The organism is Nocardia sp. NPDC004711, assembly GCF_053601595.1.
In genome coordinates this window covers 142,718-164,355 of the sequence record NZ_JBSGCB010000019.1, presented here as the reverse complement: position 1 = coordinate 164,355, position 21,638 = coordinate 142,718, and the positions used below count along the sequence as shown (strand labels likewise).

General features: G+C 68.4%; 19 protein-coding genes. 11 read left to right on the top strand and 8 right to left on the bottom strand.

Going from position 1 to position 21,638, the window contains the following annotated elements; translation table 11 throughout:
* The first annotated feature begins 120 nt into the window (after positions 1–120).
* The 4 genes from ACWEKS_RS21170 to ACWEKS_RS21155 all read left to right on the top strand — a co-directional run bounded on the left by ACWEKS_RS21170 (position 121) and on the right by ACWEKS_RS21155 (position 5,571).
* Positions 121–837: a phosphatidylserine decarboxylase gene (locus tag ACWEKS_RS21170; protein WP_379388707.1), complete on the top strand. Its 717-nt coding sequence runs from the start codon at positions 121–123 to the stop codon at positions 835–837.
* The gene (pssA, locus tag ACWEKS_RS21165; protein ID WP_452341663.1) at positions 834–1,754 is read left to right on the top strand and encodes a CDP-diacylglycerol--serine O-phosphatidyltransferase; all 921 of its coding nucleotides are present in this window, start codon (positions 834–836) and stop codon (positions 1,752–1,754) included. Before ACWEKS_RS21170 ends, pssA begins: the two co-directional genes overlap by 4 nt.
* Positions 1,755–1,824: 70 nt before the next feature.
* Positions 1,825–4,083 carry an AAA family ATPase gene (locus ACWEKS_RS21160; protein ID WP_452341662.1) on the top strand — a complete coding sequence of 753 codons (2,259 nt, stop codon included), beginning with the start codon at positions 1,825–1,827 and terminating at the stop codon, positions 4,081–4,083.
* A gap of 150 nt (positions 4,084–4,233) precedes the next feature.
* On the top strand, positions 4,234–5,571 hold the full coding sequence (locus tag ACWEKS_RS21155) for a hypothetical protein (protein WP_452341661.1): 1,338 nt from the start codon (positions 4,234–4,236) through the stop codon (positions 5,569–5,571).
* A 22-nt stretch (positions 5,572–5,593) separates the two neighbouring features.
* On the opposite strand, the gene ACWEKS_RS21150 is transcribed toward ACWEKS_RS21155, so the two are convergent.
* The 5 genes from ACWEKS_RS21150 to ACWEKS_RS21130 form a co-directional block, all read right to left on the bottom strand.
* Positions 5,594–6,955 carry a DUF5933 domain-containing protein gene (locus ACWEKS_RS21150; protein WP_452341660.1) on the bottom strand — a complete coding sequence of 454 codons (1,362 nt, stop codon included), beginning with the start codon at positions 6,953–6,955 and terminating at the stop codon, positions 5,594–5,596.
* Positions 6,956–7,139: 184 nt separating this feature from the next.
* Entirely contained in the window at positions 7,140–8,288 is a 1,149-nt protein-coding gene (locus ACWEKS_RS21145; RefSeq protein ID WP_452341659.1) for a glutamate--cysteine ligase, read from the bottom strand.
* 18 nt (positions 8,289–8,306) lie between these two features.
* Entirely contained in the window at positions 8,307–8,972 is a 666-nt protein-coding gene (gene sodC / locus ACWEKS_RS21140) for a superoxide dismutase[Cu-Zn] (protein WP_364619722.1), read from the bottom strand.
* Positions 8,973–9,145: 173 nt separating this feature from the next.
* Positions 9,146–9,712, bottom strand: coding sequence for a LytR C-terminal domain-containing protein (locus tag ACWEKS_RS21135; protein ID WP_452341658.1), 567 nt, complete (start codon positions 9,710–9,712; stop codon positions 9,146–9,148).
* Positions 9,713–9,803: 91 nt separating this feature from the next.
* The gene (locus ACWEKS_RS21130) at positions 9,804–10,121 is read right to left on the bottom strand and encodes a DUF3263 domain-containing protein (protein ID WP_364619725.1); all 318 of its coding nucleotides are present in this window, start codon (positions 10,119–10,121) and stop codon (positions 9,804–9,806) included.
* Between the two features lie 323 nt (positions 10,122–10,444).
* Between ACWEKS_RS21130 and ACWEKS_RS21125 the strand changes: the two genes are divergently transcribed.
* The 3 genes from ACWEKS_RS21125 to ACWEKS_RS21115 are packed head-to-tail and all read left to right on the top strand — an operon-like array spanning position 10,445 to position 12,892.
* Positions 10,445–11,068: a peptide deformylase gene (locus ACWEKS_RS21125; protein WP_452341657.1), complete on the top strand. Its 624-nt coding sequence runs from the start codon at positions 10,445–10,447 to the stop codon at positions 11,066–11,068.
* A gap of 6 nt (positions 11,069–11,074) precedes the next feature.
* On the top strand, positions 11,075–12,025 hold the full coding sequence (locus ACWEKS_RS21120) for an N-acetylglutamate synthase, CG3035 family (protein ID WP_452341656.1): 951 nt from the start codon (positions 11,075–11,077) through the stop codon (positions 12,023–12,025).
* Between the two features lie 51 nt (positions 12,026–12,076).
* The gene (locus ACWEKS_RS21115; protein WP_452341655.1) at positions 12,077–12,892 is read left to right on the top strand and encodes an exodeoxyribonuclease III; all 816 of its coding nucleotides are present in this window, start codon (positions 12,077–12,079) and stop codon (positions 12,890–12,892) included.
* On the opposite strand, the gene ACWEKS_RS21110 is transcribed toward ACWEKS_RS21115, so the two are convergent.
* Positions 12,889–13,527, bottom strand: a complete 639-nt coding sequence (locus ACWEKS_RS21110; RefSeq protein WP_452341654.1) for a hypothetical protein — start codon at positions 13,525–13,527, stop codon at positions 12,889–12,891. The two genes, ACWEKS_RS21115 and ACWEKS_RS21110, sit on opposite strands and share 4 nt — an antisense overlap.
* A 471-nt stretch (positions 13,528–13,998) precedes the next feature.
* Here ACWEKS_RS21110 and ACWEKS_RS21105 point away from each other — a divergent pair, with 471 nt between their 5' ends.
* Positions 13,999–14,208, top strand: coding sequence for a hypothetical protein (locus ACWEKS_RS21105; RefSeq protein ID WP_452341653.1), 210 nt, complete (start codon positions 13,999–14,001; stop codon positions 14,206–14,208).
* 51 nt (positions 14,209–14,259) lie between these two features.
* Here the strand turns inward: ACWEKS_RS21105 and ACWEKS_RS21100 are convergent, their stop codons facing one another.
* Complete coding sequence (locus tag ACWEKS_RS21100; RefSeq protein ID WP_452341652.1) at positions 14,260–16,086, bottom strand: acyl-CoA dehydrogenase; 1,827 nt, start codon at positions 16,084–16,086, stop codon at positions 14,260–14,262.
* 338 nt (positions 16,087–16,424) lie between these two features.
* Entirely contained in the window at positions 16,425–18,344 is a 1,920-nt protein-coding gene (locus ACWEKS_RS21095; protein ID WP_452341651.1) for an acyl-CoA dehydrogenase family protein, read from the bottom strand.
* A gap of 157 nt (positions 18,345–18,501) precedes the next feature.
* On the opposite strand from ACWEKS_RS21095, the gene ACWEKS_RS21090 reads away from it, so the two are divergent.
* The 3 genes from ACWEKS_RS21090 (at position 18,502) to fahA (ending at position 21,637) form a co-directional block, all read left to right on the top strand.
* On the top strand, positions 18,502–19,128 hold the full coding sequence (locus tag ACWEKS_RS21090) for a TetR/AcrR family transcriptional regulator (protein ID WP_354843547.1): 627 nt from the start codon (positions 18,502–18,504) through the stop codon (positions 19,126–19,128).
* A 69-nt stretch (positions 19,129–19,197) separates the two neighbouring features.
* Complete coding sequence (locus ACWEKS_RS21085) at positions 19,198–20,403, top strand: homogentisate 1,2-dioxygenase (protein WP_452341650.1); 1,206 nt, start codon at positions 19,198–19,200, stop codon at positions 20,401–20,403.
* 55 nt (positions 20,404–20,458) lie between these two features.
* A complete protein-coding gene (gene fahA, locus ACWEKS_RS21080) occupies positions 20,459–21,637 on the top strand; it encodes a fumarylacetoacetase (protein WP_452341649.1) in 1,179 nt (392 codons plus the stop codon).
* The last annotated feature ends 1 nt before the right edge of the window (position 21,638 follow it).

Below are 21,638 nucleotides of genomic sequence, written 5' to 3'. Positions count from 1 at the left end.
CCGATCCGGGAGGCCCGGCCGCGGGTGTTCGGTCACCGAGAACGCGAGCGTCGAACCCACTTCACGTATCGTGTGATCGCGGTCCCTGACCGTATCTATCCGCGCATGAAAGAGGAGCCTGTGGCCCGCCGACCCACCCCGCCCGGCACTCCGGAACAGACCGGCCTCGGCCACGTCGCCGACCTGGTCCGCAAAGCCGTTCCGCCGCTGCATCCGGCAGGTCTGCCGTTCGTGGCCGCACCGCTGGCGGTGGCCACCCTCGGCTATCGGCGGAAGTGGCTGCGCCGCACCGGTTTGCTGGCGGCGGCGGCCTGCGCCGGATTCTTCCGGCACCCGCACCGGGTGCCGCCGAACCGCCCCGGTGTCGTGGTGGCCCCCGCCGACGGCGAGGTCGCCCTGGTCGACACCGCGGTGCCGCCGGCCGAACTCGGCCTGGGCGACGCACCGCTGCCGCGGGTGAGCATCTTCCTGTCGGTGCTGGACGTGCACGTGCAGCGGGTGCCGGTGAGTGGCCTGGTGGAACAGGTCGCCTACCAGAAGGGCAAGTTCGTCTCCGCCGATCTGCCCGAGGCCAGCGACCGCAACGAGCGCAACAGCATGGTCATCGAGACCGCCTCCGGGCAGCGCGTGGTGGTGGTGCAGATCGCCGGGCTGCTGGCGCGCCGCATCATCTGCGAGGCCGAGGCCGGCGACAAGCTGAACATCGGTGACACCTACGGCCTGATCCGGTTCGGTTCGCGCGTGGATACCTACTTCCCGGCCGGGACCAGGCTGCTGGTCACCCCGGGGCAGCGCACCATCGGTGCGGAAACGGTGCTGGCCGAACTGGATTCATGATGGAACAACTCGCGCCCGAACCGAACGGGCGTCGCCGTAACCGCACCATCCGACTGCTGCCGAGCATGGTGACCATCCTGGGACTGTGCTCGGGCCTGTCCGCGGTGAAGTTCGGCATGGAAGGCAAGCTGGGGATCGCGCTGGCGCTGGTCGGCGCGGCCGCGGTCTTCGACATGCTGGACGGGCGCATCGCCCGCATGCTGGATGCCACCACCAAGATGGGCGCGGAGCTGGATTCGCTGTCGGACGCCATCGCGTTCGGCGTCACGCCCGCCCTGGTGCTGTACGTGACCTTCCTGCACGCCGACAGCATCGGCTGGATCCTGGCGCTGATGTTCGCCGTCTGCATGGTGTTGCGGCTGGCCCGCTTCAACACCCTGATGGACGACGACAACCGCCCGGACTGGCAGCGTGAGTACTTCACCGGCGTGCCCGCCCCGGCGGGCGCGCTCATCGTGCTGACGCCCATCGCGCTGTCCGAGCAGTTCGGCGACGGCTGGTGGGTGAGCTTCCCGGTGGTGGCGGTGTGGACGGTGCTGACCGGCCTGTTGTGCGTGAGCACGCTGCCCACCCTGGCCGTCAAGTCGGTGTCGGTGCCCCCGCGCACCGCGCCCATCCTGCTGGTGCTGGTCGCGCTGGCCGCCGCGCTGCTGGTCACCTACCCGCTCATCCTGATGATGGCGCTGGTCGTGCTGTACCTCGGCCACATCCCGTTCGCGGTGCACTCCGCGCGCTGGGTGGCGGCCCGGCCCGAGACCTGGAACCACAAGCCGGCCGAGCGCCGCGCCCAGCGCAAGGCGCAGCGCCGCCAGCGCCCGCTGGCCGGGCGGGTGCCGCGGGTGTCGGTGTCCACGGCACGGCTGCGCCTGCGCCGCCCGGGTCAGCGCGACCGGGTGTCGAACCGCCCCGGGCGCTGAAACCAACGGCCGGGCCGCGATTCGCCGACGCTGCCGTCGGCGGCCGGCCGGCCCGGGCAGAATTGACGGCGTGACCGACTCACAGCCGGGTTTCCAGTTCACCGCTCGCCTGAACACCTCCCCCGCCGACGATCGGCGGGGGGTGGTCCGATTGCATCCGGACTCGCTGGCGCTGCTGGGCGTGAATCCGTGGGACGTGATCTCGATCGCCGGCGGCAGACAGACCTCGGCGTTGGTGGCGACACCGGTGAAGGGCAAACCCGTCGGGCGCGGCGAGGCGCTGCTCGACGAGGTGACGATGTCGAACGCGCACATCGCGGCGGGCTCGAAAGTGACCATCGCGAAGGTGATTCCGCGCCGGGCCACCCGGATTTCGGTCACGGGCTCGCCGGACGTCATGCGCGCCATCGACGAGACGACACTGCGGCATGCCCTGCAGGGCAAGGTGGTGTCGATCCAGGACGCCGTCTCGCTGCGCCCGATGGATCTCAAACCCGGGGCCAGCCGATCCGGTGTGGCCCAGCAGCTTTCGAGAGCCCTCAATATCGCCTGGACCTCGGAGCTGCTGCGGGTGACGGCCGTCGATCCGCAGCCCGGCCCGGTGGTCGTCAGTACCAACAGCGCGGTGGGCTGGGGTTTCGGCGTCGCCGAGACGGACCTGCCCGCGGCTCCCCTGGACGACACGGATACCCGCACCGACCTCCGGGTCAGCGCTCCGGCGTCGCCACCGCCGTCGGTGGTGGCGGTGGCCGATCTGGCCGGGGTCCAGACCCAGGCCGCGAAGCTGCGGGAGTGGCTGAGCCTGGCACTGGACGAGCCGGACCTGCTGAAGAAACTCGGAGCGTCCTCGCATCTGGGGGTCCTGATCACCGGTCCGGCGGGCGTCGGGAAGGCGACACTCGCGCGGGCCGTGACGGGATCGCGGCGGCTGGTCGAGCTGGACGGCCCGGCGGTCGGTGCGACCGACATCGGGCCCAGGCTGCGCGACGTGTCCGACAAGGTGGCCGAAATCTGTTCCGGCGCAGGCGGAGTGCTGCTGATCACCGATATCGACGCGCTGCTGCCGACGCCGGCCGAACCGGTGGCCACGCTGATCCTCGACCAGTTGCGCGCCGCCGTGGCGCAGGAGACGGTCGCGGTGCTGGCCACGACGTCGAATGCGGCGGGTATCGACCCGCGGCTGCGTGCTCCGGAGCTGTGCGATCGGGAGGTGTCACTGCCGCTACCCACGTCGGGGGTGCGCGCGGCGCTGCTGGAGCAACTGCTGCGCAATGTCCCCACCGATGGGCTGAAGCTCGATGAGATTTCCTCGCGGACACCGGGTTTCGTCGCGGCGGACCTGACAGCGCTGGTCCGCGAAGCGGCCCTGCGGGCGGCCGCGCGGGCCAGTCGCGAGCAGTCGGACCCGATGCTGCTGCAGGAGGATCTGGCCGGTGCGCTGGAGGTGATCCGTCCACTGTCGCGTTCCGGGTCCGAGGAACTGGCCATCGGCAGTTTGAGCCTCGCCGACGTCGGTGACATGGCGGAGACCAAGCAGGCCCTCACCGAGGCCGTGCTGTGGCCGCTGAAGCATCCGGATTCGTTCCAGCGGCTGGGTATCGAGCCACCGCGCGGAGTGCTGCTCTACGGGCCGCCGGGATGCGGCAAGACCTTCCTGGTGCGGGCGCTGGCGGGATCGGGGCAGTTGAGTGTGCACGCCGTGAAGGGCGCGGAGCTGATGGACAAGTGGGTCGGCTCCTCGGAGCGGGCGGTGCGCGAATTGTTCCAGCGCGCACGGGATTCCGCGCCGTCGCTGATCTTCCTGGACGAGGTGGACGCGCTGGCGCCGCGGCGCGGGCAGTCCAGCGATTCGGGCGTCTCGGATCGCGTTGTCGCCGCGCTCCTGACCGAACTCGACGGTGTCGAGCCGCTGCGGGATGTGGTCGTGATCGGCGCGACGAACCGGCCCGAGCTCATCGATCCGGCCCTGACCCGTCCCGGGCGCCTGGAGCGCCTGGTGTTCGTGCCGCCGCCGGATGCCGATGCCCGCGCCGAAATCCTGGGCACCGCCGCCAAATCCGTGCCGCTGGCCAAGGACGTCAATCTGCGGCGGCTGGCGCGTGAGCTGGAGGGCTACTCGGCGGCGGACTGCTCGGCGCTGCTGCGCGAGGCCGCCCTCGCCGCCATGCGCCGCGATGTCGAGGCCGGGGAGGTGACGGCCGCGGATGTGGGGGCCGCGCGCAAGGCGGTGCGGCCCTCGCTGGATCCGGTCCAGGTGGAGGCCCTGCGGCTGTATGCCGCCCAGCGCGAATCGCCGACTCCGCCCGGCAACGTGTCCGGCTACGTCTGAACGCTCCCCACCAGGGCATACGAGACCGATTAGTCTGCTGTGTCAATGGTTTCGCGGCGCGTTCGCCATGCGCGCCGGTAGCGCGCCGAATCTGTACAAAGTAGGCGAGTCGTACCAATCGGTCCGCCTATCACCGGTAATTTTGCCCTGGTGAGGTCGCATCAGGTAGCCGCGGAGACGATCACGGCGCTGGTCGCAGCAACGGTTGCCGGCCTGGCGCTGGCCCTGCCCATCGACTTCGGCTGGACCTCGGAGACGTCGGCCTTGCAGCGCGACCTGCTGGCCTACACCCTGCCCCGCGCCGTGTCGGCGGGCGCGCTCATCGCCATGATCGCGGCGGTGCTCATCACCACGCTGGGCAGCCCCGTGGCAGCGTGGGCGACCACGCTGGGCGGGCTGCTGGTGCTGCTGGCCAATCACGTGTTCGGCCATGCCGGCGAACCGAATTCGTCGCTGCCCACCATGAACTTCATCGATTCCCTGGCCGGCGGCCTGATCCTGGGCGCGCTGGGGGCGGCGGTGCTGCACCGTCGGCTACCCGCCTTCGGCTGGACCCTGGGCGTTCTGATCAGCCTGCTGCTCGGTTCGGTGAATCCGGTGTCGCGGATCGGCGGCGGCATCGACACGACGGCGAGCGATCACTGGCACGCCGGCGATGTGCTGCCCATCTGGATGCTCCTGCTGGCGCTGGTCCTGGTCGGCTTCGGGTTCCTGACCCATCGGAAGCGCGAGGCGGAGGAACGGCTCTCGGCGGAGCTGCCGCTGGCCCCCATCCTGGCGGGCGTGGTGCTGGTGCTGGTGACGCTGGCCAGTGCGGAATGGCTGGCCCGGCACGGCGACAGCCAAGCGGGCATCGTCCTCGCGGTGGCGACCGCGGTGGGGACCGCCATTGTCGCGGCCATGCTGTTGCCGGGCCGGGACGGCGAGATCGTGCTGCTGGCGGTGGGCCTGGGCGCGGTGGGTGCGGCGACCGTGGCGGCCGAGATGCCGGCCTGGTCGATCCCGCTGCTGGCGGCGGTGTCGGCGGTCGGCATGTGGGTGGGCAGCAGGGGCGGGGGTCCTGCGGTCTCCCTGGCCGCGGGCATGGCGCTCGGGGTGCTCACGGCGTTCACGGCCGATGCGACCCGGGCCTGGCTGATCGTGGGCAGTGCGGCGCTCGTGTCCTGGCTCATCGGTTTCGCCCTGCTGTCCACCCGGCCGCACTATGTGCCGAGCCGGGTGCTGGGCACCCTGGTGCTGTTCGTCCCGTCGGCGGTGCTGGGCATGCGCGATTATGTCTCGCGGGGCCACTACGCCACGCAATCCGCCGACAGCGCGTCGATGTGCGCGGTGAGCTCCAGCAGCACCGCGGCCCCGGGCTGGACGTCGGCGCTGGTCGCCGGGGGCTGTCTGGCCGGGATCTACCTGCTGCGGCGCAGTCGCCCGCGAATCCCGGCGACGACCGACACCGCGCCCGAATCTCCGAACGGCGCGGCCACCTCCGGCTGACCGTGCTGTGACCGGCGAACGGTCAGGCGCGCACCGCGGATTCGAGCGCGGGGGCCGTGGTGACGGCGTCGCCGAACCAGGTGCGGTAGAAGGCCGTCACGTAACCGGCCAGCAGGCCGAACACGACGATGCCCGCGGGCACCGGGTGTTCGGCGAATCCGGTCGACAGGTACCGGTAGGACAGCAGCAGCCCGGCGAAGAGCGCGGCGCCGGCCGACACCAGTTGCAGGCGGGTGCGATCCCAGCCGCGTTCCGGTGCGCGCAGGGCGGATTCGATGGTCAGGCACAGCACCGCGCCGGCCACCAGATCGGCGCCGTAGTGGTAGCCGAAGCCCAGGGTGGCCGACAGGGTGGCGACGAGCCAGAAGGTCCCGCCCCAGCGCAGCCAGACCGGCGCGGGCGCACCCGTGAAGGGGTCGCGGCGCGAGTGGATGAAGATCGACAGCGCCCACGCGGTGTGCAATGACGGCATGCAGTTGCGCGGGGTGTAGTGGTCGAAGGCGATCGAACCCGGCGAGAGGTCCACCGGCGGCACCACATTCGGCCAGTAGCTACCCAGGGAGAAGACGTGCCCGTCCGCGCCGAACGCGAACATCGGCCCGACGACGGGGAATACGACATAGAAGACCGGGCCGATGAGGCCGAGCACCAGGAAGGTGCGCACCAGGTAGTGCTTGGGCCAGTCCCCCGTCGTGACCACGGTGCGCAACTGCCAGATGGTCACGATCATCGCGCCGACGGGCAGTTCGATGTAGACCCAGTGCAGCACGGCGGAGGCGATCGGCCCCAGCCAGTCCAGCAGCTGCCCCATCAGCCAGGAGGGGTCGCCCAGGGCGTGGTCCACCAGCACGATGTGTTCGTCGAGCACCCGGGGCCCGGCCAGCACGGTGATGCCCAGCCAGACGTCGGCGACCTTGCTGGACAGCACCAGCAGGATGCCGAGCGCGGCGGCGTGCAGCGCATTGGTGCGGTCCTTGCCCTGCCACTTCCAGCACGCGAGCCCGATGAGGGCGAGCAGCACGAGGACGGGGCCGTTGCCCATGGCCAGTGGTCCACCGGACAGCGTCCGAATCGATTGGTACACAAGGTCGATGCCGAGCGCCGCGCCGACCGCCAGGAACCGCCGCCGCCAGCTCAGCCCGATGAGCGCGAGCCCGAGCCCGGCCCACGGCACGGTGAAGGATTTGGCATTACCCGCGAAGTCGGCCCAGATGCTTTCCAGCGGGCCGGTGAAGTGGTGGTGCGAGGCCACGATCTGCAGGACGATGAGCAGCGCCGCCCCCACCGACAGCGCGGCCGTCAGGCCGGCGCGCGGCGACAACATCCGTAACCCGGTTCGGCGTGTCTCGCCGCCGATTCGGGAGTACGGATCGTCGAGCAGCATCCAGCCATAGTAAACGCCGCATGAACGCCAGCTCGGTGAGTAGTTGAACGCCGCCCATCTCACCAGATGAACAGGCCCCGGTCAGCGCGGCATCACTCCTGGCCACGCGTACACCGTACGGATCCGGTCGTAATCGAAATCACAACCGTGCAAGACGGTTCCGCGGTGCGCGAGTTCGTGGACCTCAGTACTCGAGTTCGTGAACCAGCGAATCGACGACCGCGACCAGATCGCCCTGCGCGGTCGCGGCCACCCGGCGCTGACGCTGATAGGACGCGCCCTTCTTCGGGATGTCGGCGACCATGGCGAGCTCGTTCTCGCAGCCGAGGCTCTTGGCGGTCGGCTCCAGCCGGTTGAGCAGTTCCATCAGGTCGTCGGTGACCAGTCGCTCATTGCTGTCGGCGTCGGTGATGACGATGGCGTCGAGCCCGTATCGCGCTGCGCGCCACTTGTTTTCCTGCACGTGCCAGGGCGGCAGGATGGCCGGCATGGTCTCGCCGGATTCCACTCGGCGGTCGAGATCCACCACCAGGCAGTGGATCAGCGCCACGATGGCCGCCAGTTCGGCCTTGGTGGGGGTGCCGTCGCAGACGCGGACCTCGATGGTGCCCCATTTGGGCGCGGGCCGGATGTCCCAGTGCATGCCGCCGAGTTGTTCGATCACACCGGTTTTCATCTGGTCGTGCACGAAACCCTCGAACTGGTCCCAGTTCTCGAACTGGAAGGGCAGTCCGGCGGTGGGCAGCTGCTGGAACATGAGCGCCCGGTTGCTGGCGTATCCGGTGTCGACGCCCGCCCACATGGGCGAGGAGGCCGACAGCGCCAGCAGATGCGGATAGGACGGCAGCAGCCCGTTGAGGATGGGGAAGACCTTGTCCGGGTGGGAGATTCCGACGTGCACGTGCACGCCCCAGATGAGCATCTGGCGGCCCCACCACTGGGTGCGCTCGATGAGCTCGTCGTAATGCGCACTGCGCGTGAGCTGTTGGGTGGACCACTGCGCGAAGGGATGGGTGCCGGCGCAGAACAGGTCGACGCCGACCTGGTCGGCGGCGCGGCGCACGACGTCCTGGGTGGCGCGCAGTTCGTCGACCACCTCGCTCACGGTGTCGTGCTTGCCGGAGACGAGTTCGACGGTGTTCTTCAGCAGTTCCTTGGTGATCTGCGGGGTGCCGTCCCAGGCGCGCAGATCACCGCAGGCTTCGAAAACCGCTGCGGCGGTGTTGGACAGGTCGCGCGTGCGCTTGTCGACGAGCGCGACCTCCCATTCCACGCCGAGCGTGTGCCGGGGCGATGAGTTGAAGGGGACCTTCGTTCTGCCTGCCCCGGCCATGGCTCACCTCGAGAGGGTTCAGGCGACGACGCCGCAGGCGACCCGTGCACCCGCGTCGCCGGTCGCGAGGGTGTCCGCATCCGGTGCGGGCGCGTACCGGGTGGGAATGTTGCCGAAGTTGTCGGCGCCGGCGTGGATGATCAGCGCCTTGCCCTTGACCTCGTCCAGGGTGAAGGCGTCGGTGGTGGTCACCAACTTGGCGGTGCCGTCCTTGAGCACCTCGAGCGAGGTCAGATCACCGCTGGCCGGGTGGGTGTTCTGGTCGCCGACCTGCAGGTGGCCACCGGCGGAGAGAAAGTCGCCGGGCGCGCCGCCCGCCGGCGCGGTGGAGTTGGGCTCGCACTTGCCGACCTGGTGGACGTGCAGGCCGTGGAAGCCGGGCTTCAGCCCGTGCGCCTCGACGGTGATCTGGAGGTGGTTGCCCACCTTCGCGATGGTGGCGGTCCCGACGGTGCCGCCGCTGGGGTCCTTGAGCGTGACGCTGGACGAGTCCTCCGGAGCATTGCCGCCCTCGGTCCCCTGCGTGCCGGCAGGGGCCTGCGAGCTGGTGAACACCGGCGGGGTCGTCCCCTTGACGTCGCTCGACTCCTGGCTGTTGGAGCAGGCGGTGAGACCGAGGGCTGCGACCGCGAGCACCGGAGCAACAGTCCACCAGGACGGGCGACGAGTTGTGGACGAGGCCATCGGGGAACTCCTTTACGAGTCCGAGTTTATCGGGAAAGCAGGGTGGACATACTTCGTACCGGACAAGATGATGCCAGAGACGTGCGTGTGTGCCGTGGAGGGGCCGGACGGTTTCTTTCGAGCGACCCGACAGTGCCTTACCGCCAGCGATTCAGTGCCTTGTCAACAGCGATTCAGTTACCGGTGACGATGACGATGACACCGGTGGGCGAGTCCGAGATTCCGGGGAATCGGGGTTCTGCCGAGCAGCCCAGTTGCGCGGCGATGGCCTGGGCCAGCGCCTGCTCCTTGGGCGAACTGCCGTAGTACACGGTGGTTTTCGGAATGACGCCGTTCGCGTAGTTGCCCACCTCGGCGACGTTGTACCCGTCGGAGGTGAGCTGGTCGCCGGTCTTCTTGGCCAGGCCGGGCACGGTGCCGTTGTTGTAAACCCGTACGGGAAGGGTCTTGTCGACGCCCGCGGCCGCGGTGGTGGTCGCGGTGGTGGTCGTGGGCAGCGCCGCCGTGGTGCTGGGCGCGACCGGTGGGGTGGTGGTGGCCTGGGCCGAATTCTGCTGTGCCGCAGTGCTGGTGGCCGCGGCGGTGCTTGACTGCGAGGCCGAGTCGGCGCTGCTGCTCGAGGAGTCCGAACTCGACAGCGACATCGCGCCCAGCCCGGCGAACACGATGGCCAGCGCGATCAGGACCATCGCCAGGGCCCGCAGCGGCGGGCCGCCGGCCGGCGAATTCGGGTTGCTCACGGCGTCGAGCCTAATGGGTGATGGGGCGCCCGCGCGGGATCAAGCGCGTACGCACGCGGTGTTGGAAGCTGCGGCACATTCCGGGCGTGGTTCACACCTGGAAACCGAGACGGCGTGCCGCCCTGGTCTTCTGGCGGCTGGCGCGCAGCCGGCGCAGGCGTTTGACCAGCATGGGGTCGGCGGCCAGCGCCTCCGGCTTGTCGACGACCGCGTTCAGGACCTGGTAGTAGCGGGTGGGTGAGAGGTCGAAGAGCTCACGGATGGCTTCTTCCTTCGCACCGGCGTACTTCCACCACTTGCGCTCGAAGTCGAGAATGTCGAGCTCGCGGCGGGAAAGCCCGTGTGCGCCATCCTCGCCGGAAGGGCCGTCCTCGCTTGCGGGGATGTCGCGTGCCGCTGCGCTGTCCATAGTGCTCCCTCGCCGAGTGGTCACCAGACGAATATGGTGCTTGTGCGTCGCCGATCATTCAACCACGCGGCGGAGTCGTCCCGATGCGTACCGATCGGCGTGTTCTGCGACGCCCCTCCGGCGTGTCGTGCTTGTTCTGCCCCTCCGCTTCGCTCCGGGGCGGGGTTCGCGGCCCTGAGGTCTCGATTCTTCCCTCCTCCGCTCCCCCGCTCCAAGGCGGAGGTCTATTCCAGCCGCAGTCCAGAATCGAGACGGCCGCGAACCTGCGGGCGGTGTCCAGGGGGTGATCTCCTACAAAATGGCAGCCCAGTAGGCTGCTCAGCATGGCTATTCTCCCGATTCGCATTGTCGGCGACCCGGTTCTGCACCGCGCGACCACTCCGGTCACGCAGACCCCGGAGGAGCTGGCCGAGCTGATCGCGGACATGTACGAGACCATGGACGCCGCCAATGGCGTGGGCCTGGCCGCCAATCAGGTCATCATCAAGGACGAGGACGAGGTCTCGCCCCGCATCTTCGTCTACGACTGCCCGGACGACACCGACGGCGCGACGATGGTCCGCCGCCGCGGCTGCGTCGTGAATCCCGTGCTGCAGACCTCGGAGATCCCGGAAACCATGCCGGATCCCGATGATGACGAGGAGGGCTGCCTGTCGGTGCCCGGCGAGCAGTTCCCCACCGGCCGCGCCGACTGGGCGAAGGTCACCGGCACCGACGAGCACGGCGAACCGGTCGAGATCGAGGGCCGCGGCTTCTTCGCCCGCATGCTGCAGCACGAGACCGGGCACCTGGACGGCTTCCTCTACGTCGACATGCTGATCGGGCGCAATGCCCGGGCGGCGAAGAAGTCCATCAAGCGAAACGGCTGGGGCAAGCCGGGTTTGAGCTGGGTGCCGGGCACCGTGCCGGATCCCTTCGGACACGACGACGACGATCTCGACGACTGATCGGGTATGACCGATTCCGAACTCCCGCCGATCGGTAAGCGGGTGGTGGTTCGCTACCGCCTGCCCGCGGGCTATCCGCAACCGCTGACGGATGTGATCGGTGAACTCACCGAGACCGATCCGCTGACCGTGCGCACCGCCGACGGCCAGGTGGTGTCGATCGCCTGGGATCGGGTGGTGGCCTGGAAACCGCTCGGGCCCAGGCCCATTCGGACCAGCGAGATCCGCGCCCTGGAGGCCGCCGCGGCCGACGGCTGGCCGGGCCTGCGGCGGTCCTGGATCGGTGGCTGGCTGTTGCGCGCCGGGGACGGATACACCAATCGCGCGAATTCCGCGGTGCCGCTGGGCGGTACGGACGGACCCGCCCTGATGGACACCGAGACCCTGCATCGGATCGCCGAGTGGTACACCGCGCACGGCCTGCCCGCACAGTTCCAGCTGCCCGACCGGCTGGCCACCGTGCCCGCGGACTGGCGCAGGTGGAACGAAACCCAGGTGCTGGCCGTCGATATCGCGACCATGGCGCTGCCGTCCGGGCCGCCGATGGTGCGCTTCACCGCGGATCCGGACGGGGCCTGGCTGTCCATGCACCGGCATCGCGGCGGGGACGCCGAACTCGGGTCGACCCCGGTGGTGGAGGTACTGACGGCGGTGCGTGACGGTCAGGTCGCCTTCGCCACGCTGGGGTTGCAGTCGCCGCTGGCCATCGGCCGGGTCGCGGTCACCACGGCCCCGGACGGCCGCTGCTGGGCGGGTCTGACCTGCGTCGCCGTGGCGAACGGGCATCGACGGCACGGGCTGGGCGCGCTGGTGTGCGCGGAGATGATCCGCTGGGGGCATTCGCACGGGGCCACGCACGCGTACGTGCAGGTGTCGGACGAGAATGACGCTGCGCTGGCGCTGTACCAGGAGATGGGGTTCGTCGAACACCACCGCTACCGGTACGCCGCGCCCTGATTGCGTGCCACTCGCTTTCGCAAGACACTAGTTCTGAAAGGTTCACCACTCGTGCGCATCGCTACCTGGAACGTGAATTCGATTCGTACCCGGCAGGATCGGGTGCTGGCGTGGCTGGACCGCGCCGATATCGACGTGCTGGCCATGCAGGAAACCAAGTGCAAGGACGAGCAGTTCCCGTTCGAGGCCTTCGAGGCGGCCGGGTACGAGGTCGCGCACGTCGGCTACAGCCAATGGAACGGTGTGGCCATCGCCTCCCGGGTCGGGATCGAGGATGTCGCGATCGGCTTCCCGGATCAGCCCGGATTCGACAAGGACGCCGGGGAATCGCTGCTCAGCGCTCCGGTGGTGGAGGCCCGCGCGATCGGCGCGACCTGCGGCGGGGTGCGGGTGTGGAGCCTGTACGTGCCCAATGGCCGCGCCCTGGACGATCCGCACTACACCTACAAGCTGGAATGGCTTGCCGCCCTGCGCAGTGCGGGTAGCAAGTGGCTGTCGGAGGATCCGGACGCGCAGATCGCGCTGGTGGGTGACTGGAATATCGCGCCGACCGATCTGGATGTGTGGTCGCCGGAATTCTTCGAGGGCAAGACGCATGTGTCCGACCGGGAACGCGACGCCTTCGACGCCTTCGGCGAGGTGGGCTTCAGCGACGTGATGCGGCCCTTCCACCCGGGCCCGGGCGTCTACACCTACTGGGACTACACGCAGCTGCGCTTCCCCCGGAAAGAGGGCATGCGCATCGATTTCATCCTCGGCTCCCCCGCCCTGTCGGCCCGGGTCACCGAGGCGAACGTGGACCGCGAGGAGCGAAAGGGCAAGGGCGCCAGCGATCATGCGCCCGTGGTGGCCGAACTCGCCGACTAGACGGACCGGCTCTTGATGGCGTCGCGGGAGATGAAGACGTCGTAGCTGCCCGCGGCCGCGATGACCGCGTTGCCGTAGGCCGAGCGCACGAAAGGCCTTGTGTACCAGGACTGATTTTTCATGTCCTGGAAGAAGTCGGCGTCGCTGCCATTGAGGAAGATCTGATTCTGCTTGGTGGCGATGCCGTCCAGCCGCTGGCCGTAGAGCCGGGTCACCTTGTAGCCGGAGTTGAAGCCGAGCGCGTTCACCCACGGTTCGAGTTCCACGATATTGGCCTGCAGTACCCACAGGTCGCCCTCGACCTGATAGGTCTTGTGCTGGTCGCCGTGGTCCTTGTCGCCGTAGAGGGTCAGCTCCACGTTCATCATGTGCTCTTGCCCCGCAACGGGTTTGGCCTCGATGTGCGCCGCCTTCACCTCCCCGGTGAGCCCGAGGAAGGTCTGCAGCAGCGTGGTGATCCACAGGATCACGACCGCGACGAGCACCAGCCCGGCCGCACCCGCGCCCCGGCCGGCCAGCGCCCGCCACCCCACCTTGCGCGCTCTGAGAACAGCCGTGACGAGCAATCCGATCGCCGCGATGCCGAGTACCAGCAGCAGCATCTGGATCCAGCCGAAGGTAACCGGGAAGACCATGCCGTAGTTGTACCCGCTGGGGACGACACTTCACGGCGCCGTCACACATCGAATGTGCGTGTCACATCGGCGAGTCGCGCCTCGCCGACACGACACACAGGAACTCGTTCGGGGCCGGGTGGATCGGGGAGTCTGCGGGCTGACCCACCCGGCCGTCGAGCAACTTTCCGCGCACGGTGCACCACCCGGGTTTGATGAAGCGTGGGCACCGCGACAGAGTGATCCGGACCAGGGGTGCGGCGAGATAACCATTCCCGAGCCCCGCCACCGTTCCTCACTCCGGTCACCCGTACCGGACAATAGGGCAATCTGGTGCTGGAGCGGCCCAGATCCACGCCGATGGCACGAATCGAGAGTGCTCGAGGCACGGAAGGTCACAGTTATCCCCAAAGTAGCTACGCGTTCGAATATCTCGTGCAGAATGCCGGTCAACACCCGGCCCCGGCCGGTGGCGGACCTCGGAGGGGCGAGATGAACAATCCGACAGGCTCGAGTGCGCACCAGGTACTCGACGAGATCCTCACGCGCTACGGCAGCCTCGACGCCTTCAGCGCCCACCTACACGCCGTGCTGGACGCACCGACCATCGTGCTTCCCAATCCCGTGGTCGCCACCGCCGCGGGCGGACGGCACCGACGTCGTGATCCCGCCGATCGGGGACCAGCGAGCCGGGTGGCGTGAAGCAAACCGGCCCCGCACCGGACAGGTGCGGGGCCGGGGGATGCGGGTGGGTCAGAAAGCGGCCTCGTCCAGCTTCATGATGTCGTTGTCGATGTTCTCGACGACCGAGCGCACGCCGCTGATGAGCGGCAGCTTGTTCTTCGCGAACCAGGACGCCACGCCGACCTTGCCGGTGTAGAAGTTCTTGTCCTTGTCGGCCGCACCGGCGTCCAGCGCCGCCTGGGCGATGGCGGCCTGCTCCAGCAGTCGCCAGGAGATGACGAGATCGCCCACGGCGTACAGGAATCGGACCGAACCCAGACCGACCTTGTAGATCTCGTCGATCTGCTGCTGCGCGGCCATCAGGTAGCCGGTGAGGGTGGCCGCCATGGCCTGCACGTCGGCCAGCGCCGCGCCGAGCAGCCCGCGCTCGATCTTGAACTGGTCCGGGCCGCCGTCGATGAACTGCTGCATCAGGCCGGCGACGTGCGCGAGCGCCACGCCCTTGTCGCGAATGATCTTGCGGAAGAAGAAGTCCTGCGCCTGGATGGCGGTGGTGCCCTCGTACAGCGAGTCGATCTTGCAGTCGCGGATGTACTGCTCGATCGGGTAGTCCTGCAGGTAGCCGGAACCACCCAGGGTCTGCAGCGATTCGGTCAGGCTCTCGTACGCCCGGTCCGAACCGCAGCCCTTGACGATCGGCAGCAGCAGGTCGTTGACCTTCTCCGCCAGCTCGGCGTCCACCCCGTAATTGGCCTGCGCCACATCGGCGTTCTGGTACGAGGCGCAGTACATGTACAGCCCGCGCAGACCCTCGGCGTACGCCTTCTGGGTGGCCAGCGAACGACGCACGTCCGGGTGGTGGGTGATGGTGACGCGCGGCGCGCCCTTGTCGGCCATCTGGGTCAGATCCGCGCCCTGCACGCGCTGCTTGGCGTACTCCAGAGCGTTCAGGTACCCGGTGGACAGCGCGCCGGTGGCCTTGGTACCCACCATCATTCGCGCATTCTCGATGACCTTGAACATCTGCGCGATGCCATTGTGCTGGTCACCGACCAGGTAGCCGACGGCCGGAATGTCACCGCCGAAGGTGATCTCACAGGTGGGCGAGGACTTGATGCCCATCTTGTGCTCGACGCCGGTGACCAGCGCGCCGTTCTTGGCGCCGAGTTCCATGGTCTCGGTGTCGAACAGGAAACGCGGCACCACGAACAGCGACAAGCCCTTGGTGCCCGGGCCGGCGCCCTCGGGTCGGGCCAGCACCAGGTGGAAGATGTTGTCGGCGGTGTCGCCCACGTCGCCACCGGAGATGAAGCGCTTCACGCCCTCGATGTGCCAGGTGCCGTCGGCCTGCTGGATCGCCTTGGTGCGGCCCATGCCGACATCGGAGCCGGCGTCCGGCTCGGTGAGCACCATGGTGCCGCCCCAGCGGTTCTCCCACGCGTGGGTGGCCCACTTCCGCTGCTGCTCGGTGCCCTCGTCGAAGAGCACCTTGTGCATGAGCGGACCCATGTTGAAGAACGAGGCCGAGTTGTTCGCGGCGACCAGCATTTCCTGGATGCCCCAGATGAGGGCGTTGGGGGCGGGCACGCCGCCCATCTCCTCGGCCATGCCCAGACCGGAGTACCCGGCCTCGTTGACCGCGGCCACGGTCTTCTTCAGCGATTCCGGCACGGTGATGGTGTGCTGGTCCGGAATGAACTCGACCGGGTTGCGATCGGCCTCGACGAACGATTCCGCGATCGGCCCCTCCGCCAGGCGCTTCGCCTCGGCGAGCATCTCCCGCGCGGTGTCGGCGTCCAGGTCGCCGTAGGCGCCCTGGTCCAGCAGTTCCCCGATACCCAGTACTTCGAACAAGTTGAACTCGATGTCTCGTAGGTTCGCCTTGTAATGGGACACGGAAGGGCCTCCTCGGCTGAGTCTGAACTGGTGGAGCGATGTCGAAAGATCTGGTCGAGCATCTCGAAGATCAAGGCGAGGTTGCCGTACGCCTGTCCTGTTACGCAAGCGTAGGTACGCCTCTTTACCCGGAAAGCCCCGTTCGACCGGGAAGAATCCCAAAAAGTTAACCCCGCCGTTATGCGCTGGACCGGGACCCGCGGGCATACAGCCCCTTGGCCTGCTGCGGAGTGACGGTCACGGGATTCGTGGAAACCGCGGCTCGCATGTGCTCCCGAGCAGACGGCCGGCAAATGTGGCATTTGCGGCCCGGGCCGGCCGGGCCGCAGGGAACAACGTCAGGGATTCATTTCGTAGACCCCGGCCAGGGCTTCGACCTGAGCCGATACGCGGTCGAAGCGGGACTGGTCCGAGATCGGGCGGCGGACCAGATCCAGCGCGCGGATCTGCTGGGCCTTGGTGGCGGTCGGCTTGGTGTGCAGGGTGAGGGCGTGCTTGGAGAACTCGCGGACGAACAGGTCGAAGAGCTGGTCGAGCACCGACTCGTCGGCGCCGGCGATCTCGGCCTGCTCGAGGATGAGCTGGGCGTACGGGAGCGTGGTGAACAGCTCGCCGAGGGCGAAGAGGAAGTCGACGTCCTGCTGCTGTGCGGCGGTCGGGGTGGCGGCGGCGAGCAGGGTTTGGAAGGCGAGGGCCTGTTCCAGGAAGACCGCGACATTCGGGATGTGGGCGAACTTCTCGAAGACCGGTCGCCAGTCGGTGAAGCGGATCTTGCCGAGGCCGCTGCTCGGGCCCTGACGGAACAGGAATTCGTCGTCGGCGGCGTCGCGGCGGGTGGGCACGGGAGCGTGTGCGGCCCGGGCGAATTCGCTCTTCAGCGTGGGCACCGCCTTGGCGGCCGGGCCGCTGGCACGACGGCTGGTCCAGCTCAGCGCGCCGGACACCGCGCGCACCGCGCCCTTGGGCGCGACGCCCGCGCCCGGCAGGTAGCGCAGCGCGGCCAGTCCGGCGTCGGCGGGGTGGAACATGAAGTTGGGCATGAACTTCAGCGACAGGGCCATGTTCACGTGGACGGTGCCCTCGAGCCGCGGCAGGCCGAACATGCCGACCATGGCCATCGGGAAGTACATGTCGTTCTCGAAGCCGCGCGCCGCGATGACGTCGGCGAGGTCCTCGTACAGCCGCTGGCCGTGCCGGGTGACCGACATCTTCTCGATGGCGTTGAAAAGCAGGTAGCGCCGGTCGTTCTCATTGGCCGAGCGCAGGTAGTCGATGGCTCGCTCGCTGTAGAGCTTCATGCCGATCAGGCGGGCGTAGCTGTCCGCCAACAGCGATTTCACCTGCGGGAACTCGGTCACCCGGTGCCCGAACAGGATTCGGTTGTACGCGTGGCCGACCGCCTCGAACATGGCGTGCTCACACGCGCCGACCGCACCGAAGCCGAGATTGAACTTGCCGACATTGACCGTGTTCATGGCGGCGTCGAAGGCCGCGCGCCCGGTGTGCAGGATGTCGGATTCGGCGACCGGGTACTGGTCGAGATCGAAAGCGGCGACGTACATCTGGGAGTCGACGACGTTCTTGCGCAGCTTGTAGTTCTTGTGCCGGGAGTCGGCGGCGAAGAACAGATAGCCCGAGTACTCCTCGTCGGTCATCTTCCGCAGGAAGTCCGAGGAGTCGATGATCGGCTTGTCGGCGCGGCGGCCGAAGACCGACACCATGCCCGCGAGATTGCCGTTGCCGATGTAGTGCTTGCGTCCGGTGGCGGTGTAGCCGCCGCCCGGTTTCGGTTCCAGCACCATGTCGGTCGAGTAGATGTCGGCGCCGTGCTCCTTCTCGGAGAGGCCGAAGGCGAAGATCTCGCCGGATTCCAGCAGCGCGGCGGCGCGGGCCTTGGCCTCGGCATTGGCGCTCTGCCAGATCGGGCCGAGGCCGAGGATGGTGACCTGCCACACGTACCAGTACTGCATGCCGTAGAAGCCGAGGATCTTGCTCATCATGGCGATACGCGCGGTGTCCCAGCGCTTGTTCGGGTCGCCGCCGGCCTGCGCGGCCGGGGTCAGGAAGGTCGCGAAGACCCGTTCGCGCTTGATGAAGTCCAGGAAATCCGCGTACCAGACCCGGTCCCGGCTCTCGGCGAGCAGCCGGGTCTTGCCGAAGGTCTCGAAGTAGTCGACGGTGGCGCGCAGCAGCCGCCTGGTCTCGGCGTCGAATTCGGCGAATTCACAGGTCTTCGGATTGAACAGGGTCTGATTCATCGGAATTCGTCTCCTCCGGTCCGGGGGGCGTCCCCGGCTCCTCCGAGTGGTTTCCTTCGTGAATGTAGCATTTTCGTGCACCGATGTAGGAAACGATCTTGTTACCGGCTCGGACCAGCGGGTCCACCCTCCGCGCGCACTGCTATCGTCGGTGCGCATGGGCATCGATTCGGCGATACGACCACGCCAGCGCGCGCGGCATCTGGGTCCCGAACGACGTCGCCCGCAAGTTCTCGACACCGCCCTCGAGATCGCCGTCGCCGACGGCATCGCAGCGGTGACCATCGCCGCCGTGGCCGACCGTATGAAGGTCACCCGCCCGGTCGTCTACGCCTGCTTCGCCGATCGGGTGGAACTCCTCGAGGCGCTCATCCGCCGCGAGGAGGACTACCTGGTGCAGGGCGTCATGGACACGCTGCCGCGCCGCCGGGTCGAAGCCGACGAGGCGGTCTTCGTGGAGGGCTTCCGCGCCCTGCTGCACACGGTGTCCCAGCGGCCCGACACCTGGCGCCTGCTGTACGGCAATCCCGATCCGGCCGTGGCGGATTCGTTCGGCAAGGGCCGGCTGCTGGCCGTGGAGCGCTGCACCCGGCGGCTGCGCCCGACCCTGAAGGCCTGGGGCACCGCGCAGGCCGAACGCAAGCTGCCGGCCCTGGTGGAGCTGTGGGTCTCGGCCGGTGAGGGCGCGGTGCGCACCCTGCTCACCGATCCGGGCGAGTGGACCCCCGACACACTGGGTGAGTTCGTCGGCGCGGCGGTGTATCGGGCCCTGCGCCACGCTTGAGAATCCGGGGTCCTGCCGTTATCCGGTGGCTACGATGGGAAAGGGACCATCGGTCAGCGGGAGGCCGCCATGACGTTCTATCGGCAGGTTGGTTCGGTGCCGCCCAAGCGGCACACGCAGCATCGGGACGAGCGGGGCACGCTCTATTACGAAGAGCTGATGGGCGAAGAGGGCTTCTCCGGTGATTCCTCGCTGCTCTATCACCGGGGATTGCCTCCGGCCATTGTGGATTCGTCGGTGTGGATACTGCCCGAGCAGCGGCTGTACCCGAATCATCCACTGCGGCACCGGCATCTGAAGCTGCACGAACTGTTCCTGGGCGACAAGCCGGCCGACAGCGATGTGGTGACCGGGCGGCGGCTGCTGCTGGGCAATGCCGATGTGCGCATCTCCTACGTGGCGGCGCTGCGGGAATCGGCGCTGTACCGCAATGCCGTCGGCGACGAACTCGTCTACATCGAATCCGGTTCGGGGCGGGTGGAAACCGTCTTCGGGCCGCTGCCGGTGCGGCAGGGGCATCAGGTGCTGCTGCCACGCGCCACCACGCATCGCTGGATTCCCGACGGCCCCGAACCCTTGCGCGCCTATGTCATCGAGGGCACCGGCCACATCACCCCGCCCAAGCGGTATCTCTCGAAATACGGCCAGTTCCTGGAGAACTCGCCCTACTGCGAGCGGGATCTGCACGGGCCCACAGAGTTGATGCAGGTCGACGGTGAGGACGTGGAGGTGCTGGTCAAGCACCGTCCCGCCGGTGAGATCGTCGGCACCAGCATGGTGTACGCCCGCCACCCCTTCGACGTGGTGGGCTGGGACGGCTGCCTGTACCCGTTCACCTTCGATATCGCCGACTTCGAACCGATCACCGGCCGCGTGCATCAGCCGCCGCCGGTGCACCAGGCTTTCGAGGGGCAGAACTTCGTGATCTGCAATTTCGTGCCGCGCAAGGTGGACTACCACCCGCTGTCGATACCGGTCCCCTACTACCACTCGAATGTGGACTCCGACGAGATCCTCTTCTACTGCGGCGGAAACTACGAGGCGCGCAAGGGATCCGGGATCGGGCAGGGCTCGGTGTCGGTGCATCCGGGCGGGTACGCGCACGGGCCGCAGCCGGGGGCCTACGAGCGCAGCATCGGCATCGATTTCTTCGACGAGCTGGCGGTCATGGTGGACACCTTCCACCCGCTGCAGCTGGGTGAGGGCGCGCTGGCGTGCGAGGACGCGCGGTATGCCTGGACCTGGTCTGGGCGAGGGCCGTCCGAGTGGATCTGAGTCCGAGTGGTGCGACGGCGCAGGGGTTGGTGACATGGGATCGGGTGGTGGGGAAATGAGCAGCCGGGTGCGGATCGAGGTGCCCGCGGGTTCCGGATTCGGGCCGGAACACCTGCCGTACTGCGTGTTCCGCCCGCTGGGCGGGGACCCGCGGGTGGGGGCGCGGCTGGGCGATTCGATCATCGATCTGGCGGTGGCGCTGGATGATCCGATGTTCGCGCAGCCCAGCCTGAATGCCTTCATGACCCAGGGCCCGCAGTGCTGGCGGGAGGTGCGCGAGCGGGTGGGTGCGGCGGCCGAGGCGGAACTGCCCGCGGCGGCGGTGCATTCGGTGCGGGCGGTGCGGCTGGACCTGCCGGTGGAGATCGGCGACTACGTCGACTTCTACGCCAGCCTCGATCACGCCACCGCCATGGGCCGGATGCTGCGGCCGGCCGGTGAACCGCTGCTGCCGAATTGGCGGCATCTGCCGGTGGGGTATCACGGGCGCGCGGGCACGGTGGTGGTGTCGGGCACGGATGTCGTCCGGCCGCACGGGCAGCGCCGGACCGATTCCGGCACACCGGATTTCGGGCCGAGCCGTCGCCTCGATATCGAGGCCGAACTGGGCTTCGTGGTGGGCGCGGGCTCGCGGCTCGGTACGCCCGTCGGGACCGGCGAGTTCGCCGAGCACGTTTTCGGGGTGGCGCTGGTGAACGACTGGTCGGCCCGGGACATCCAGGCCTGGGAGGGGCAACCGCTGGGCCCATTCCTCGGCAAGTCCTTCGCGACCAGCCTGTCGGCGTTCGTGACTCCGCTCGACGCTCTGGCCGCCGCGCGGATTCCGCTGCCGCCGCAGCATCCGGAGCCGCTGCCGTATCTGCGGGACGACACGTCCTGGGGACTGGACATCACGCTGACCGTGGAGTGGAACGGCCAGGTGATCTCCACTCCGCCGTTCCGGCGTATGTATTGGTCGGGGCCGCAGATGCTCGCGCATCTGACGGTCAACGGCGCGTCGACCCGCACCGGCGATCTGTTCGCCTCCGGCACCATCTCGGGGGCCGGTCGTGGCGAGCGTGGGTCGCTGATGGAAATGAGCTGGGGCGGTACCGAACCGATCGAGTTGAACGGGGGCCAGCGAACCTTTCTGCAGGACGGCGACGAGGTGGTCATCACGGCCACCGCACCCGCCATCGGGGGCGGTCACCTGGAGCTGGGTGAGGTGCGCGGGCGCATCGCGAAGGCCGAGTAAT